Origin of the sequence: Nonomuraea sp. B1E8 (assembly GCF_039871515.1) — a bacterium.
In the GTDB taxonomy this organism is placed as follows: domain Bacteria; phylum Actinomycetota; class Actinomycetes; order Streptosporangiales; family Streptosporangiaceae; genus Nonomuraea.
Genome location: NZ_JBDPLS010000019.1, coordinates 1 through 16,004, shown reverse-complemented (window position 1 = coordinate 16,004; position 16,004 = coordinate 1). Strand labels below are relative to the sequence as shown.

The 16,004-nt window shown below is 73.2% G+C and carries 20 protein-coding genes; 3 read left to right on the top strand and 17 right to left on the bottom strand.

The window, feature by feature from the left end; genetic code table 11:
- Position 1 precedes the first annotated feature (1 nt).
- The 14 genes from ABGA98_RS40740 to ABGA98_RS40675 are packed head-to-tail and all read right to left on the bottom strand — an operon-like array spanning position 2 to position 9,471.
- Complete coding sequence (locus tag ABGA98_RS40740; protein WP_347623828.1) at positions 2-862, bottom strand: NAD(P)-dependent oxidoreductase; 861 nt, start codon at positions 860-862, stop codon at positions 2-4.
- Entirely contained in the window at positions 859-1,242 is a 384-nt protein-coding gene (locus tag ABGA98_RS40735) for a SchA/CurD-like domain-containing protein (RefSeq protein WP_347623827.1), read from the bottom strand. The genes ABGA98_RS40740 and ABGA98_RS40735 overlap by 4 nt, the downstream gene beginning before the upstream one ends.
- On the bottom strand, positions 1,242-1,952 hold the full coding sequence (locus tag ABGA98_RS40730; RefSeq protein ID WP_347623826.1) for an SDR family NAD(P)-dependent oxidoreductase: 711 nt from the start codon (positions 1,950-1,952) through the stop codon (positions 1,242-1,244). Before ABGA98_RS40730 ends, ABGA98_RS40735 begins: the two co-directional genes overlap by 1 nt.
- Complete coding sequence (locus ABGA98_RS40725) at positions 1,949-2,275, bottom strand: antibiotic biosynthesis monooxygenase (RefSeq protein ID WP_347623825.1); 327 nt, start codon at positions 2,273-2,275, stop codon at positions 1,949-1,951. The genes ABGA98_RS40730 and ABGA98_RS40725 overlap by 4 nt, the downstream gene beginning before the upstream one ends.
- A complete protein-coding gene (locus tag ABGA98_RS40720) occupies positions 2,272-2,583 on the bottom strand; it encodes an antibiotic biosynthesis monooxygenase family protein (RefSeq protein WP_347623824.1) in 312 nt (103 codons plus the stop codon). The genes ABGA98_RS40725 and ABGA98_RS40720 overlap by 4 nt, the downstream gene beginning before the upstream one ends.
- A 2-nt stretch (positions 2,584-2,585) precedes the next feature.
- Positions 2,586-3,311, bottom strand: a complete 726-nt coding sequence (locus ABGA98_RS40715; RefSeq protein ID WP_347623823.1) for a 3-oxoacyl-ACP reductase family protein — start codon at positions 3,309-3,311, stop codon at positions 2,586-2,588.
- 13 nt (positions 3,312-3,324) lie between these two features.
- Entirely contained in the window at positions 3,325-3,786 is a 462-nt protein-coding gene (locus ABGA98_RS40710) for a DUF1772 domain-containing protein (RefSeq protein ID WP_347623822.1), read from the bottom strand.
- Complete coding sequence (locus tag ABGA98_RS40705; RefSeq protein ID WP_347623821.1) at positions 3,783-4,241, bottom strand: SRPBCC family protein; 459 nt, start codon at positions 4,239-4,241, stop codon at positions 3,783-3,785. The genes ABGA98_RS40710 and ABGA98_RS40705 overlap by 4 nt, the downstream gene beginning before the upstream one ends.
- A 9-nt stretch (positions 4,242-4,250) precedes the next feature.
- Positions 4,251-5,426: a ketosynthase chain-length factor gene (locus tag ABGA98_RS40700; RefSeq protein ID WP_347623820.1), complete on the bottom strand. Its 1,176-nt coding sequence runs from the start codon at positions 5,424-5,426 to the stop codon at positions 4,251-4,253.
- The gene (locus tag ABGA98_RS40695) at positions 5,423-6,682 is read right to left on the bottom strand and encodes a beta-ketoacyl-[acyl-carrier-protein] synthase family protein (protein WP_347623819.1); all 1,260 of its coding nucleotides are present in this window, start codon (positions 6,680-6,682) and stop codon (positions 5,423-5,425) included. The genes ABGA98_RS40700 and ABGA98_RS40695 overlap by 4 nt, the downstream gene beginning before the upstream one ends.
- On the bottom strand, positions 6,682-7,086 hold the full coding sequence (locus ABGA98_RS40690) for a cupin domain-containing protein (protein WP_347623818.1): 405 nt from the start codon (positions 7,084-7,086) through the stop codon (positions 6,682-6,684). The genes ABGA98_RS40695 and ABGA98_RS40690 overlap by 1 nt, the downstream gene beginning before the upstream one ends.
- Positions 7,083-7,406 carry a TcmI family type II polyketide cyclase gene (locus ABGA98_RS40685; RefSeq protein WP_132517220.1) on the bottom strand — a complete coding sequence of 108 codons (324 nt, stop codon included), beginning with the start codon at positions 7,404-7,406 and terminating at the stop codon, positions 7,083-7,085. The genes ABGA98_RS40690 and ABGA98_RS40685 overlap by 4 nt, the downstream gene beginning before the upstream one ends.
- A 9-nt stretch (positions 7,407-7,415) precedes the next feature.
- Positions 7,416-8,420, bottom strand: coding sequence for a methyltransferase (locus ABGA98_RS40680; protein ID WP_347623817.1), 1,005 nt, complete (start codon positions 8,418-8,420; stop codon positions 7,416-7,418).
- A 28-nt stretch (positions 8,421-8,448) separates the two neighbouring features.
- Complete coding sequence (locus ABGA98_RS40675) at positions 8,449-9,471, bottom strand: methyltransferase (RefSeq protein WP_347623816.1); 1,023 nt, start codon at positions 9,469-9,471, stop codon at positions 8,449-8,451.
- 232 nt (positions 9,472-9,703) lie between these two features.
- On the opposite strand from ABGA98_RS40675, the gene ABGA98_RS40670 reads away from it, so the two are divergent.
- Positions 9,704-10,465, top strand: a complete 762-nt coding sequence (locus ABGA98_RS40670) for an SDR family oxidoreductase (RefSeq protein WP_347623815.1) — start codon at positions 9,704-9,706, stop codon at positions 10,463-10,465.
- 192 nt (positions 10,466-10,657) lie between these two features.
- On the opposite strand, the gene ABGA98_RS40665 is transcribed toward ABGA98_RS40670, so the two are convergent.
- Genes ABGA98_RS40665 through ABGA98_RS40655 form a run of 3 tightly spaced genes read right to left on the bottom strand, consistent with a single transcriptional unit; the run spans position 10,658 to position 14,278 of the window.
- A complete protein-coding gene (locus ABGA98_RS40665; protein ID WP_347623814.1) occupies positions 10,658-11,815 on the bottom strand; it encodes a nucleotide disphospho-sugar-binding domain-containing protein in 1,158 nt (385 codons plus the stop codon).
- A 14-nt stretch (positions 11,816-11,829) separates the two neighbouring features.
- Positions 11,830-12,669: an LLM class flavin-dependent oxidoreductase gene (locus tag ABGA98_RS40660; RefSeq protein ID WP_347623813.1), complete on the bottom strand. Its 840-nt coding sequence runs from the start codon at positions 12,667-12,669 to the stop codon at positions 11,830-11,832.
- 13 nt (positions 12,670-12,682) lie between these two features.
- A complete protein-coding gene (locus tag ABGA98_RS40655) occupies positions 12,683-14,278 on the bottom strand; it encodes an FAD-dependent monooxygenase (RefSeq protein ID WP_347623812.1) in 1,596 nt (531 codons plus the stop codon).
- A 180-nt stretch (positions 14,279-14,458) separates the two neighbouring features.
- Between ABGA98_RS40655 and ABGA98_RS40650 the strand changes: the two genes are divergently transcribed.
- Together ABGA98_RS40650 and ABGA98_RS40645 are read left to right on the top strand one after the other, a co-directional pair.
- Positions 14,459-15,484, top strand: a complete 1,026-nt coding sequence (locus tag ABGA98_RS40650) for an LLM class flavin-dependent oxidoreductase (RefSeq protein WP_347623811.1) — start codon at positions 14,459-14,461, stop codon at positions 15,482-15,484.
- Between the two features lie 22 nt (positions 15,485-15,506).
- Complete coding sequence (locus tag ABGA98_RS40645; protein ID WP_347623810.1) at positions 15,507-15,992, top strand: hypothetical protein; 486 nt, start codon at positions 15,507-15,509, stop codon at positions 15,990-15,992.
- The last annotated feature ends 12 nt before the right edge of the window (positions 15,993-16,004 follow it).

Below are 16,004 nucleotides of genomic sequence, written 5' to 3'. Positions count from 1 at the left end.
TTCACGAGGCCATGGCGGTCTCCACGACCACCGCGCTGTCCTCGTCGCCCCGTCCCGCGGCGACCACCTCGTCCAGCCGTTCCACCGCGCGCGAGCACACCGGGAGGTCCAGCCCGCCCGCGTCCGCGTCCGAGACCGCCAGCCGCAGGTCCTTGGCCATGAGCCGGGCGCGGAAGGCGGCCGGCTCGTACGTGCCGTCGCGCATGAAGGCGGCGCGGAAGGCCAGGGCCGGGGAGCAGAACGCGCTGCCGGTGATCGCGTTGATCAGCATGGTGCGGTCGAGCCCGGCTCGCACGCCCAGGGCCACCGCCTCGGCCAGGGCCACGGTCTGGACGCCGAGCAGGAGGTTGAAGGCCAGCTTCATCGTGCACGCCATGCCGGGCGGGCCCAGATAGCGCAGCTCATCTCCGATGGCCGTCAGGACGTGCTCGATCTCGGCCACGTCGCGCTGGTCCCCGGCCGCGAACAGGCGCAGCTTGCCCTGCGCGGCCATGGCGGGGTTGCCGATCAGGCAGAGCTCGACCCGGCGCACCCCGTGGGCGCTCAGCCGCTCGGCCGCCTCGGCGGCGTAGGCCGCCGAGACGGTGGTGGTGTCGACGACGATCGTGCCGGGCTTGAGCGCCGGCACCATGCGCTCGAACAGCGTCTGCTCCACGGCGCCCTCGTCGGCGAGGCTGAGCAGGACGACGTCGCTGTCGCGGGCGGCGTCCTGCGGTTGCGGAGCCCACCGGGCGCCGGCCTGGCGCAGCGGATCGGCCTTGGCGGCCGTCCTGTTGTGCACGGTGAGCGGGAAGCCGGACTCCAGCAGGCGCCGGGCCATGCCCGCGCCCATCGCGCCGAGCCCGACCACGGCGAGCCTCATGACGCCTCCGCCGGCCTGGTGTCGGCGGACAGCTGGGAGATGCAGCGCATCGTGGCGTCGCGGAAGTAGGTGCCGAACTTCTCCGGCGAGCTAGTGTCGCGCTCCTTCAGCAGGTAGGGGGCGAGCTGCTTCTCCAGCGCGTGCACGCCGCCGTGGCGGGCCATCTTCGCCGAGACGGCCTCCAGCGTGCCCTCGTAGTGGATGATCCGGACCATGAAGTCGTCCTTGATGAACACGGCGGTGCCGAGCAGGCGGCCCACCTCGTTGCCCTGCTCGTCGTGGAGCTCGGAGCTGTCCACCCGCTTGAAGTTCCGGAAGATCTCGGCGATCTCGTCCTCGTGCCCCGGCTTGACCCGGTAGGTGATCGCGGCGTACGTCATCACATTCCTCCATCGACGTTGAGCGTGGTTCCGGTGATGTAGCGGGACTGGTCTCCGGCCAGGAACAGCACGGCGGCCGCCACCTCGTCGGCGGTGCCGAGCCGGCCCAGCGCGGTCATGCCGGCCAGCCGTTCGCGCAGGTGCGGGGGCGGGCCCTCGCCGGGGCCGGCCGCGTCTATGACGCCGGGCGCGACCGCGTTCACCCTGATGCCGCGCGGCCCCAGCTCGCGGGCGAGCGACCGGGTGAGCCCGATGAGGGCGGCCTTGGACGCGGTGTAGTGCGCGCTGGCGGGCCGGCCGCGCAGCGCGACGGACGCGGACAGGTTGACGATCGAGGCGCCGCCGGACATCAGCCCCAGCGCCTGCCGGGTGACGAGGTAGGCGGAGGTCAGGTTGGCGTCCATGATCTCGTGCCACTCGCCGGGGTCCAGCTTGTCCACGGGGCGGGCGCCGTCCACCCCCGCGTTGTTGACCAGCACGTCGAGCCCGCCCAGGCGCTCGGCGCAGGCGCCGGCGAGCGCGGCCACGTCCGCCTCCCGGGTGACGTCGGCGGTGACCAGCTCGTACGGGAGCGAGGCGGGCGCACCCCGGTGGCAGGCGACGACGCGGGCGCCGGCGGCGGCCAGCGCGCGGGCGGTGGCCGCGCCGATGCCCCGCGAGCCGCCGGTGACCAGCACCCGCTTGCCGGCGAGCGCGGCGTCGTACGTCATGATCGCTCCTCGGGGTAGGCGGCGGTGACGGCGTACAGCGCGAAGCTCTGCCCGCGTGAGCCGTCCTGGAAGGAGCGCAGCGGCGCGGTCGTCTGCCGGTGCCGGGTGCCGGCCTCCCACGTGCGGAAGGACTCCAGGCTGTCCCACTCGCTCAGCACCAGGAAGCCGCCGGGCTGGGTGAGCGAGCGCAGCAGCTCGTTGCCGAGCAGGCCGGGCGTGCCGGCCAGCTCGCGGCTGACCTGGTGGTAGGCCTCGGCCAGCTCGTCGTGGGAGTCGCCCGAGGCCCTGGCGTAGACGAGCACGCGCACTCTCGGGCTGGTCATGTCCTGGCCACGGGGTCCATGGCGTAGACCACGTTCATCGTGACCATGGATCCGCCCGAGCGGAACGGGTGCAGCCGTACCCGGTGCTGGAGGTGCTGCTCGCTGGTCTCGAACTCCCGGAAGCGGGGCTCGTCCACCCAGTCGCTGACGATGTAGTAGACGCCGTCCTCCTCGGCGCTCTTCGACAGCCACTGGCCCTCGTTGGCCGGGTGCTCGGTGACCGCGGTGCCGACCCGCAGCCAGGTCTCCTCGAACTCACGCTCTGCGCCCGGTTTGATCTGCATGCGCAACATCACGCGAAAAGTCATCGCTAGATCCCGCCGTCCACGTTGATGGTCTCGCCGTTGATGAACGCCGACTGGTCGCCGGCCAGGAAGGTCACCACGGTGGCGATCTCCTCGGGGCGGCCCATCCGGCCGAGCGCGATCAGCCGCCGGTAACGCTCGCGCACCTCGTCGGGCACGCCCGCCTCCGTCTCGACGGGGCCGGGGGCGACCAGGTTGACGCGGATGCCGCGCTCGCCGAGCTCCTTGGTCAGCGACCTGGTCAGGCCGATGAGGCCGGCCTTGGCCGCGGTGTAGTGGGCGCGCAGCGGGATGCCGACGGTGGCCACCTTCGAGCCGATGTTGATGATCGAGCCGCCCTGGCCCATCAGCGGCAGCGCCCGCTGGATGACCATGGCGGTGGCGGTCAGCCCGGTGTCCACGACCCGGTGCCACTCCGCCGCGTCCAGCTCGGCGAACGGGACATGGCTGATCGCGCCCGCGTTGTTGACCACGATGTCGATCCGGCCCCATCGGCGCTCGCACTCGCCGACGAGGGTGTCGATGTCCCGCTGCTCGGTCACGTCGGCGGTCGCGACGTGGTGCTCGCCGCCGATCGCCCGTAGCTCCTTCTCCAGGGTCCGCGCGGCCTCGCCGCCCTGCCTGGTGCAGGTGACGACGCTCGCGCCCGCCCTGGCCAGGTCGAGCACGATGGCCCGGCCGATTCCTCTGGCGCCGCCGGTGACCAGCGCCTTCCTGCCGTTGAGTCGCATGGCTTCTCCGATGTCACATCAGGGTGGCCGCGCCGGCGCCGGCGGCCGCGAGCGCGGCCAGGACGAGCACGGTGCGGATGAGGTTCCAGGTGCGCCACCGGGTCCTGGGGTCCCGCGCGGCCCAGTCGGGCGGCGGGTCGCCGGGGTCCAGCGACGTCACGTACTTGTTGATCGGCACGTTCTTCACGACCGAGATGGCCATGACGAGCGCCAGCAGCGCCGCCGCCGCGGTGTAGAGGGCACGCGCGCCGGCGGACGGGGCCATCACCGCGAGGGCGGCGTCGGCCAGGAAGGTGATGGCGTTGACGATGGGCATGAGCGGGTCGTAGCGCGGCCACAGGAAGCTGATGGCGCGCACGTACCCGTCGTAGGGCATGGCCTTGGTGTACGGCTCGATGCCGATGACGGTCGAGAGCATGACCCCCGCCGCCAGGCCGCCTCCGGCCAGGGACAGCGGGATGAGCAGCGAGATCATCGCACCGTCTGGGCCGCGGCTTCGACGCGGCGGCGGATCAGGTCGAGCTGGACGGCGGAGTTGCCGTTGATCCTGGCGGCCATCGCCGCGTCGTCCAGCGGCGCGCCCGGCTTCATCTGGAAGTCCTGCCTCCAGCGCATCAGGATGCCGCCGTCCACCTCGGTGTAGTCCCACGCGATGTGCATGTAGTCGAACCAGCCGGTCTCCACGCGGTGGGCCCGCACGGTCCGCTTGACCGGGTCGGCGGTCCGCTCGGACACCCAGCTCCAGGCGTTGCCGTCGGCGTCGGGGTGCATGGTGAGCCGGAAGCGGACGGTGTCGCCCTTGCGCTCGAGGATCTCCGCGGCGGCGTACTCGCTGAACAGCCGCGGCCAGTTCTCCACGTCGTTGGTCATGCTCCAGACCACCTCCATCGGCGCGGCGATGACGATCTGGTTCTCGGTGTGTGCTGCCATGGTGTGTCCTTACGCTCTGACGACGATTGCCGAGTTGAATCCGCCGTAGCCCCGGGCCAGCACCAGTGCCGCGCGCAGCGGCGCCTGCCTGGGGGTGTCGCGGACGAGGTCGAGCCCGAATCCCTCGACGGGTTCCGAGACGCCGACGGTGGGCGGGATGACCTGGTCGCGCAGGGCCAGCAGCGCGGTGGCCAGGTCCAGCGCGGCGCCGCCCGCGTACAGGCGCCCGGTCATGGTCTTCGGCGCGGTGACCGGGACACCCAGCGGCCCGAACACCGCGGTGACCGCCTCGGCCTCCTGGCGGTCCAGCTCGGGCACCCCGGCGGCGTCCGCGAAGACGACGTCGACGTCGCCGGGCCGGGCGCCGGCGTCGGCCAGTGCGGCCTCGATGGCGCGGCGCAACCCTGGAGGCCGGTCGGACCACGGCGGCGGATCGAACGTCGCCGCGTGACCGGCTATATAGCCATACGCTGTCTTTTTCGTGTCGGTGGGCTCGATGACGAACATCGCCCCGCCCTCGCCCGGCAGGTAACCGTCCGCTCGGGCGTCGAAGGGCAGGAACGTCCCCGACGGGCTGAGCCTGCGGTTGCTGAGCTGCGCGACCAGCCCGTACGGGCACAACGACGCGTCGGTGCCCCCGGACAACGCCAGCCGCACCTGGTCGCGCAGCAACCGGCACGAGTGGGCCACCGCGTCCAGCCCGCCGGCCTGTTCCGCGCAGACGACGCCGCACGGGCCGCGCATCTTGTGGCGGATCGCGATCTGGCCCGTGCTGGCCGCGTAGAACCAGGCGATGGACTGGTACGCGCCCACGTGCCGGGGCCCGTTCCGCCACAACTTCTCGATCTCCCGCTGCCCGAAGTCCGTGCCGCCGGACGAGCTGGCCGTGGTCACCGCCATCTCGTACTCGGGCAGCCCGGCCGGGTCCACCTCGGCGTCGGCCAGCGCCATCTCGGCCGCCGCCAGCGCCATGTGGGTGAAGCGGTCGGTCTCGGCGACGAGCCTGCCCGGCACCCGGCCCTTGGCGGTGAACGACGACTCGCCACCCCTGGTGACCGGGTAGCCGCCGGCGTCGAAACGCGTGATCGGCCCGAGCCCGGACCTGCCGTCCAGGACCGCGCGCCAGTAGTCCTCCGCGCGGTCGCCGTTGGGCGCCACCACCCCCATCCCGGTCACCGCGCTCATCGTTGCCCCCGCCCCAGCACCATCGCCGTCTGGAAGCCGCCGAACCCGCTGCCCACGCTGAGCACGGCGTCCACCCGCTGGTCGCGGGCGGTCAGCGGCACATAGTCGAGGTCGCACTCCGGGTCGGGGGTGTGCAGGTTGGCCGTGGGCGGCACCACGTTGTCCCGCATCGCCAGCAGGCAGGCCGCCGCCTCGATCGCGCCGATCGCGCCGAGCGAATGCCCGACCATCGACTTCAGCGAGCTGACCGGCACCTCGTAGGCGCGCGGCCCCAGGGCCCGCTTGAAGGCGGCGCTCTCGTGCCGGTCGTTCTGCTTGGTGCCCGAGCCGTGGGCGTTGACGTAGTCGATGTCCGACGGGTCGAGCCTGGCGCCGTCCAGCGCGGCGCGGATGGCCTCGGCCATCTCCCTGCCGTCCGGCTTGAGCCCGGTCATGTGGAAGGCGTTGCTGCGGGAGGCGTACCCGGCGATCTCACCGTAGATCGTCGCGCTGCGGCGGCGCGCCGACTCCATCTCCTCCAGCACCAGGACGGCCGCGCCCTCCCCCAGCACGAACCCGTCCCTGTGCAGGTCGAACGGGCGCGAGGCGTGCTCGGGGTCGTCGTTGTTGGGCGAGGTGGCCTTGATGGCGTCGAAGCAGGCCGAGGTGATCGGCGAGATCGGCGCGTCGGTCGCGCCGGCCACCACCACGTCGGCCGTGCCCTGCCGGATGAGACGGGCGCCGAGGCCGATGGCGTCCAGGCCCGACGTGCAGCCGGTCGAGATCAACCCGACCTGTCCCTCGGCCCCGCAACTCCACGCCACCTCGGCGGCCAGGGTGCTGGGCGCCATGAACCCGTACAGGTGCGGCACGCCGTACGCGTCGTCCACCAGCCACCGCCTGCCGCCGTCGCTCAGGACGACGTACTCCTCCTCCAGGCTCATCGTGCTGCCCACGGCGCTGCCCAGGCTGACGCTCACCCGCTCGGGCGCGACGTCCTGCCCCAGGCCGCTGTCGGCCCACGCCTCCCTGGCCGCGACCACGCCGAGCTGCGCGGCCCGGTCCATCCTGCGGACCTCCTGGGCCGACAGGCCCTCCGACACCGGGTCGAAGTCGCACTCGGCGGCCATCCGGGAGCGGAAGCCCGACGGGTCGAAGAAGGTGATGGTACGCGTCGCCGTGCGGCCCGCCGTGAGCATCTCCCAGAAGGCCTTGGTGCCCGGGTCACCGGGAGCGACGACGCCGATCCCGGTGACCACGACGCGGGCGGACGACATCAGGCCTCTCCCGCTCGTTCTTCTGTGTCGACGTGCCCCAGCTCGGGGCGGGGCGCCAGCGGGCACAGGTGGAAGACGATGAGCGCGTCCTCCGTGCCGGTGTTCTCGACGCGGTGCCGGGTGAACTTCGGCACCATGACGGCCTGGTCGGCGCTCATCTTGACGTCCTCGCCGTCCAGCCTCGCGACGATCGTGCCGCGGGCGACGAACATGTACTCGTCGGAGTAGGGGTGGTAGTGCTCGGCGACGGACTCGCCCGGCTTGAGCAGCGTCACGCCCATGAAGCCTGTGGTCGAGCCCACGGTCTTGGGGCTGAGCAGCACCCGCAGGTCGCCGCCGCGGCGGCGGTTGGGCTCGACGTCGTCGATGTGGACGATCCGGGGTCCGGCCTGCTTGTCGGTCACGAGCGCTCCCAGGTGTAGAAGGGGATGGCCATGGCGTCCTTCGGCTCGCGCCAGTTCGGGTCGTACGGGCTGACGTGCTCCGACAACCTCTGGCTGACGTCCAGGTAGAGCGGGTGCCGGCGCGCCTTGTCCAGGTCGGGCTTGATGTCCTGGTCGGCCTCGACCAGGTGGAAGTACAGGTCGTGGAAGCGGAAGAGGGTCCTGCGGGACACGCCGATCAGGTGCGGCAGGTCCGTCGCGTCGGAGTCGGCGAAGATGCCCGCGATGGCGTCGGCGTGCGAGGCCTCCATGTGCGCGACGATGAGCGTTCTGTGCGGCAAGGTGATCTCCTACTTGATCGCGATGGCGAGGGTGTCGGTGGGGCCGAGCGGCCGGACGGAGGTCTGCTGGAAGCCCGCCTCGCGCATCCACGCCAGGCACTCGCCCTGGGTGTACTCCGACCCGTCGGTCGTGGTGAGGATCATGTGCAGGCTGACCAGGAGGTTGTCGGCGTCGGCCGGCTCCTCCTCGATCATGCGGTCGTAGACGAGCAGCACCCCGCCGGGAGCCAGCGCCTGGTAGGCCTTGCCGACCAGCATCCGGCGCTCCTCCTCGGACCAGTCGTGCAGCACGTGCCCCATGATCAGCACGTCGGCCTGCGGCAACGGGTCGTTGAAGAAGTCGCCGGGCACGAACGAGGCCCGGCCGGCCAGCCCGAGCCCGGCCAGGTGCGCGTCGAACCTGGGCTCCATCTCCGGCAGGTCGAACACCATGCCCTTGAGGTGGACGTGCGCCCTGACCAGGTGGGAGATCAGGTTGCCGCGGGCGCCGCCGACGTCGGCGACGGAGTCGTGCTCGGTCCAGTCGTAGACCTTGGCCAGCTCGGGGCCGAGGTGCCCGCTGAGCGAGTCCATCATGGTCAGGAAACGGTCCAGGAACGCGGGGTTGCCCACCAGTTCCCGGAAGTCGCCGTCGTTGGCCTGCGGCCGGCCGGTGCGCAGCGTGTCGGTGAAGCTGCCCCACGCCGGATAGAGCATCTCACCGGAGCGCGACAGGAAACCGCCGACGTAGGCGGGGGCGCCGCGGACCAGGAAGCGGGAGGCGGCCGGGCTGTTGCCGTACCTGCCGTTCTCGCGCTGGAGCAGGCCGGTGACGACGAGGGTGTCCAGCCACTGGCGGGTGGCGCGGGGGTGCAGGCCGAGGCGCTCGCACACCTCCTCCGCGGTGGCCTCCACGTCTTCGAGCGCGGTGAACAGGTCGAGCTCTACCGCGGTGAGCACGACCTTGGACATCGCGTACATGCTGCCGAGCCGGAAGATGTCGGCCGGGGTGCTGATCGGTGCGTCCGGTGCCACGGGGGCTCCCTTCTGAGTGATGATCGGGTCAGGCGTCGGGCGTCACGGCCTCGATCAGCCGCAGGTCGCCCGCCTCCCCGCGAACGCCGCCGAAGCCGAGGCCGGCACGGTCGAACAGCTCGGCGAACTCCTTCTCGGTGCGCTCCTTGCCGCCCGCGACCAGGAGCATGTGCAGATCCATCAGCCGGGCCCGCCGCTCGGCGGGGCCGCTCGCGAGGAGCTGCTCGACGACGATCACGCGGGCGCCGGGCGGCGCGGCGCGCCGGCAGTTCCGCAGGACGCGCAGGCACGTGTCGTCGTCCCACATGTGCAGGGTCTGCTTGATGAGATAGACGTCGCCGCCGCCGGGGACGGCCGTCTGGCAGTCGCCGGGGAAGGCGCGGAAACGCGCGGCCAGCGGGCCCTCGCGCAGCGCCGGGTCGACGGTGTCCAGCGCCTGCTCGGTCTCGACGAGCACGCCGGTGACGCCGGGGTGGCGTTCCAGCACCGCGCGCAGCAGGTTGCCCTTGCCTCCCGCCAGCTCGACCACGCATTCGCCGTCCTTGACCGGCAGCGCCTCGGCGACCAGCGGGTCCTCCCGCTGCGCCACGACCGACAGGCCGTGCTGGAACGCCTCGCCGGCCTGCCTGTTCTGGTCGAAATAGGCGAAGATGTCCTGGCCGTAGTGGGCCTGGAAGGCGGCTTCGCCCGTTCTGACCGAGTGGGCGAGCAGTCCCCACAGGATCCAGTTCCAGTCTCCGCCCAGGCGGATGATCGCCGCGGGGCCGCCGGGCGCGTCCGAGCGCAGCGCCCGGGACAGGGGGGTGTGCTCGTAGCGGCCCTCCGCCTCGGCGAAGATGCCGTACGCGGTGAGCAGCCGCATGAACCGTTCGAGCGTGTCCCGCCGCGCGCCGGCGGCCGAGGCGAGCTCCTCCAGGGTGACGGGCTCGCCGTCCACCGCGTCGGCCAGGCCGAGCTGGACCGCCGCGCGCACCACCGCGCTGGCGTGCACGCCCGTCGAGAGCTCGAACACCTTCGCGGCCGCTTCGTCGCGCATGACCGCCATTGCCATGTGATACCTCCGGGTCATCCGGCGGCCGGGTCCTCGAGACCCGCCGACTGCAGAGGCTGGCTGCGAGGGCTCAAGGATCGCTCCAGCACCGCTTGAGCAGCGGCCCGCGGATCGGTGAGGGCCGGACCGGGCGACGGCCAGCACCGCTCAGGTGATGCTCGAGCGGAACGAGCCAGCATGGGCGTCCCGGCGGGCCTGCTCCGCCCGTCGTGCCGATCAAAGGGAGTGACGGATGGAACTGGGGCTCACCGGAAAGAGTGTGCTCGTCACGGGCGCCAGCAGCGGCATCGGACGTGCGGCGGCACGCCTGTTCGCCGCGGAAGGGGCCAGGGTGGCCCTCACGTACCGGGTCAACAAGGACGGTGCGCAGAGCACCGTGACCGAGATCGAGCGGGCCGGCGGCACCGCGATCGCCGTGCAGTACGACCTGGGCGACGCGGACTCCATCAGGACCGCCGTGGCCGGCGTGATCGACGCCCACGGCGGCGTGGACGTGCTGGTCGCCAACGCCTCCCCCTGGTCGGGGCCGCACCTGCCGCCCCGCGCCTTCGAGGACGTGCCGGTCGCGGAGTGGCAGACCCAGCTCCGCGAGGAGCTCGACGGCGCCTTCCACACGGTGCAGGCGGTGTTGCCGTCGATGAAGGCGCGCGGCTGGGGACGGCTGGTCTTCGTCTCGGCGGCGTCGGTGCGCTCGGGCATCCCCGGGGAGGAGGCCTTCATCGCCAGCAAGGCCGGCCTCAACGCCTTCAGCCGCACCCTGGCGGCCGAGGCGGGCACGAGCGGGATCCTCAGCGTGGTGGTGTCGCCCGGGGCGACAGCGACCGACACCACCCGGCGTGCCCTTCCCCCGCAGGTGATGAGCAAGGTGGCCGCCTCGGCCGCCACGGGCCGCATCTCGACGCCCGAGGAGGTGGCCAGGGCCATCGTGTTCCTCGGCTCGGAGGCCAACGGGAACATCACCGGCACCATCGTCGAGGTCACCGGCGGAACCTGATCCGCCCCTACGCCGCCGCGGGCCCGAGAGGTCCCGCGGCGGCTTTCCGCACTCACCGACGCCGTCCCTCCGGACCCGAGGGACCGCGCCCCTCGACCAGCCCGTGGCGATCCCCTCCGGACACGGGACGACCGCGGCCTCCCGTCAGGCCGCGGTCGTCTCCTTCCAGCACGAGCGCGCCGTGCCGGCCGGTCAGGCTGTGGCGATGCGTTCCAGGTGCGGGACGACGGCGGCGGGGGCCGGGCGGGCGGCGATCTCCTCGCGCAGGCGGGCCGCGGCCTCCTTGGCCCGCTCGTCGTGCAGCAGGCGCAGCGCCCGCTCCCGCAGCTCGGCCGGACCGGCGTCGTCGGGCGGCAGCAGCTCGGCCGCCCCGGCGCGGACCAGGCGGGTGGCGTGCGCCTCGTGGTCGGGCAGCTGCGGCACCAGCAGCTGCGGCAGGCCGGCGGCCAGGCCGGTCAGCGAGGTGCCGGCGCCGCCGTGCGCCACCAGCAGGTCGCAAGACGGCAGTACGGCGTGCAGCGGCGCGTCCTCGACGACCCGTACGCCCTCCGGCAGGGAGCCGAGCAGCGGGCGCTGCGCGGCGGTCACGGCGGCGACGACCTCGGCCTCCGACCCCGCCAGCGCGCTGACGGCGTCCCTGGCCAGGAAGCGGCGCACGTCGACGCGGGCCATGGTCGTGCCCCACGTCACACAGATCCTGGGCCTGTCCGCGGGGCCGAGGCGGGGGTCCGCGCCGGCCCCGTTGTACGGGACGTACCTGATGGGCGTCGGCCGGTAGTCCACCTCCACCTGCACGCCGGCGGGGAACGGGTCGATCGTGGCCGCCCCGAGGGGATCCAGGTCGTCGAGGCCGTGCCGCTCCGCCATCGGCGCCAGCAGCTCCGGCAGGAACCGGCGGGCGCGGTGGACGAGGTCTGCCCCGTACAGGTGGCGCACGGCCGGCACCCCGGCCGCCGCCGCCGCGATCGGGGCCGCCCAGGCCGTCGGATCGTGCACGACCAGGCCGGCCCGCCATTCCCCGGCCAGCCGTACCAGGTCGTCCACCATGGCCTCGGCGTTGGCCTGGAACATGCGCAGCGCGCGGGGGGCGCGCCCGTTGGCCAGGGGCCCCGGGGGGACGGGCGGGGTGCCGAAGCGCCGGGTCGGCAGCGCGTACCCGCGGACCAGGTCCACCGAGTCCACGTCGGAGCCGACCACGGCGTACGGCAGCCCGGTCCGCCGCGCGGCGGCCGTCAGCGACGGCTGGCAGGCCACCAGCACGTCGTGCCCGGCCGCGCGCGCCGCCCAGGCGAGGGGCACCATGGCGTACAGATGGGACGGCCACGCCCAGGCCGTGAACAACACCCGCACCGCTCCACCAGCTCTCAGCTCAGCGCCGCATCGGCGATCAGATCAACCTGTCCGGGGTCTGCCGTGCACGGCAGCAGGATCAGCTCGTCGCAGCCGGCCTCGGCGTAGCCGCGGGCGAGCTCGCGCAGCCGCTCCGGGTCCGTGGCCGCGCCGGAGGCCACCAGCGCCGCCTTGTCGCCGATGAAGGCGTAGTAGGAGCGCAGGTAACGTTCGGCGTGCTCGCGTCCGCCCGGGCCGAGCGCGACGTAGGACAGCGCCAGCAGCCTGGGAGCCTGCGTCCTCCCCTGCCGCCGCCATTCCGCGCGCACCGCGTCGGCCAGGTCGGCGTAGCGGGAGACCGAGCTGCCGCCGCCGATCCACCCGTCGCCCACCCGCGCCGAGCGGCGCATGGCCGCCGCCGAGTGGCCGCCGATCAGCAGGGGCGGCCGGCGCCGGGGGCGCAGGCCCTGGCCCGCCTCCGACCAGGCGTCGCGCAGCTCGCGTACGACGGTGTCGAGGCGCTTGCCCCGGCCGGCGAACGGCGTCCCCGTCGCGTCGAAGTCGTCCTCGCGGTCGCCCGAGGCGAGGCCGACCACCAGGCGCCCGCCGGACAGGTGGTCGAGCGTGGCCAGCTGTTTGGCCAGCAGCGCGCTGTCGCGGCAGGCGGCGATGAGGATGGTGGTGGCGAGCTTGATCCGTTCGGTGACGGCGGCGGCGGCCGTCAGGGCCAGCAGCGGCTCGTAGTTGGGGTACACGATGCGGTCGAGCGCGCCGAGCGTGCTGAAGCCGAGCCGGTCGGCCCTGCGGGCCCACTCGACGAGCCGCTCGCCGGTCAGGTCCGGCACGGTTGTGGGCAGGGCGAGTCCGATGTCCATGATGGCGGGCCTCTCAGCCGCGGTCGAGGATCCGGCCGGTCACCGAGCGCAGCACGGCCTCCGGGTCGGCGGGGAGGGCGGGTGCGCGCCAGGCGACGAAGCCGTCGGGTCGGACGAGCACCGCGCCCGACGGGCTCACCCCGTACGCGCGCGGCCAGCTGCCCTCGGGGGCGGCCAGTTCCGCGCCGCCGATCATCCGCGCGTCCAGCCCGGCGCGGGCCGCCGCCTCGTGCCAGCCGCCGCCCTGCGAGCCGGTGAGGAGCACCGTTGCCTCGCCGAACAGGTCCAGCGTGGACACCGGCACGCCGTCGCGGACGATCGGGCAGTGCGGGGCCCGGGTGCCCGGCGCGCCGAGCAGGGCGGGCTCCAGCGCGGGCGGGCCGCCGGTCTCCTCGGGGAGCACGGCCGCGGAGTCGTACCGGTAGCCCAGGATGATCGCGGCGTAGCTGACGGCCTTCCCGTCGCCGTCGGCGGTGCTGGTGCGGTCGCGCATGGTCTTCATGGCGTAGTCGATGGTGTGCCCGGCGACGGCGCGGCGTTCCTGCTCGTAGGTGTCCAGGAGGCCGGGGCCCGCGTCGCCGGACAGGACGGCGGCCAGCTTCCACGCCAGGTTGTGGGCGTCCTGCACGCCGGTGGCGGCGCCGAGCGCGCCGGTCGGGGGCATGGCGTGCGCGGCGTCGCCGACGAGGAACACCCGTCCGTGGCGGTAGCGCTCGGCGAGCTGGGCGGCGACCTCGTAGCCGAGCACCTTGGCGCCGGTCCGCTCGATCTGCACCTCGATGTTGTCGACGCGCAGGTCGGGCACGCCCACGGCGGCGCGGATGACCGCCACGCACCGGTCGTCGTCGAAGTCGTCGGCGGTGCCGGCGGCCGGATCGTAGGGGGTGACGAACACCCAGCGCGAGCCGTCCATCGGCATCATGCGGGTGCCGGGCTCGGGCTGGTCGAAGTAGCCCAGGCCGAGGTCCCGGCCGCGCAGGGGGCCGCTGAGGTCGGCCTTGAAGACGAGGCTGACGATGTTCTGCAGCACGCCGGGGCCGGTCACGCCGATGCCGAGCCGCTGCCGCACGGAGCTGCGGCTGCCGTCGGCGGCGATGAGGTAGCGCGCGCGGATCCGGCGCTCGCGGCCGGTGTCGGCGTCGCGCACGGTCGCCGTCACCCCGTCCCCGTCGTCGTCGAACGACGTCAGCTCGGTGGAGTAGCGCACGTCGGCGCCCAGCTTCACGGCGTGGTCGGCGACGATCTCCTCCAGCCTGTTCTGGTCGATGGAGCACCAGTCGCACGGCGTGGCCTCGCTGAGCCCCGGCGCCTCGTTGCGCATCGGCATGGAGAACAGCTCGGCGTCGTTGAGCGTCCTGGCCCTGATCACCGTCTTGGTGCTCAGGTCGGAGGTCAGGGACTGCGCGGCGACGATCGTCTCCTCCAGACCGGCCGACCGGAAGATCTCGACGGTGCGCGGGTTGATCACCCGCGCCCTGGGGTGGCGCAGCGTACTGGGCTTGCGCTCGACGAGCGTCACCCGTACTCCCGCCCTGGCCAGGAACAGGGCCGCGGTCAGGCCGACGACGGCGCCGCCGGCGATCAGCACCTCGGTGTCTTCGTGTGGCATGGCTGGCCTCATCCCTTCGGTCCTCGGCACATGTACCAGGGAGCAGAACCGGCGTCGCGCGACGCTGGACGTCCGGTCGAGTTCCGCTCCAGCCCCCGTCCGCCCCGGATCGAGCGCGGCTCGAACACGGCCTTCCACGATGGCCTCGCGACGATCTGATCCGAGAGAGCGGGGCATGCCATGCGACTGGGGATCAACGTCCCTCTGAACGACGCCGACCTCGTCATGGAGGCGGAACGGCTCGGGTTCGAGGTGGCGTTCGTACCGGAGGGATTCCGTTCGGACGCGGCCAGCGCGCTGGGATACCTCGCGGCCAGGACCACGCGGATCCACGTGGCCTCCGGGGTGTTCCAGATCCCGGCGCGGACCGCGGCCATGACCGTGATGACGGCCGCCACGCTGGACGGCCTGTCCGGCGGCCGGTTCCGGCTCGGGCTGGGCGTCTCCAACGCGTTCGTCACCGAGGGCTGGCACGGCACGCCGTTCGGCCGCCCGCTGGCCAGGACGCGCGAGTACGTCTCCATCGTGCGGGCCGCGCTCGACGGCCGCCAGGTCGACCACAAGGGCGAGCACCTGCAGGTGCCGCTGCGCGGCGGCCGGGGCACCGGCTTCCGCCTGCACGCCACGCTCGTCAGCCCGCGCATCCCGATCTACCTGGCCGCCGTCGGCCCGCGCGGGCTGGAGTTGGCCGGGGAGATCGCCGACGGCTGGTTCGGGGTCTTCAGCTCGCCCGAGCGGGTGGCCGAGGCGGTCGGGCACATGGAGGCCGGGCGGCTGCGCGGCGACCTGGCCGGCGAGCCGTTCGAGGTCATCCCCTCGGTGTCGATCGCCGTGGACGACGATCTGGAGGCCGCCGCGCTGCCCGTCAGGCACCACGTGGCGCGGTTCGTCAGCCTCGGGCACCGCGCCGACAACTTCTACTTCCGCCTGCTGGAGCGGCTCGGCCACGGCGAGGCGGCGGTGGAGATCCAGGACCGGGCGCGGGCCGGCGACGCGGCGGGCGCGGCCGCGGCGGTGCCGTTCGAGTTCGTCGACAGCACCTCGCTGCTCGGGCCTCCGGACCGGGTGGCGGAGCGCATGGCCGCGTACGCGCGGGCCGGCGTCACCACGATCGCCCTGTCCCCCGTCGGCTCCGACCCGGTGGCGCGGCGCACATCCCTCCAGGTCGCGGCGGAGGCCGTCGACCTGGTCACTCCCGGCAGATAGGGCCGGCACACAAGGAGGAACCATGTCAGACAAGGCAGGCAAGCGTCCCGGGTTCGCCCGGCGCGTGGCGTTGGTGGCGGCGGCGGGCGCCCTGACGCTCGGCTCGGTGGCCGGCCTGGCCGGCTCGGCCAGCGGCGACACCGAGTGGCGGCGTTCGCCGGTCGGCACGTGGGCCGTGGAGATCACGTTCGCGTCCGGCACGAAGACGGAGCGCGGCCTGTTCGCGCTGCGGCCCGACGGCAGCTTCAGCCTCGCCGTCGGCAAGCGGACCGGGTTCGGCAGCTGGCAGCCCACCGCCGACGGCTTCCGTTACGCCTTCAGGCACTACGCGTTCAAGGCCGACGACACCTTCGACTTCGAACTGCGCGGAGCCCAGGAGGGGCAGGTGGACGCGGACGGCACGTTCACCACGACGGGGACGGGAACGTCCCTGGACGCCGACGGCAACGTCCAGGGCGTGTTCGAGACCCAGGTCGAGGGCGAGCGCTACAGCCTCCAGTCACCGTGACAGCAGCGGGGG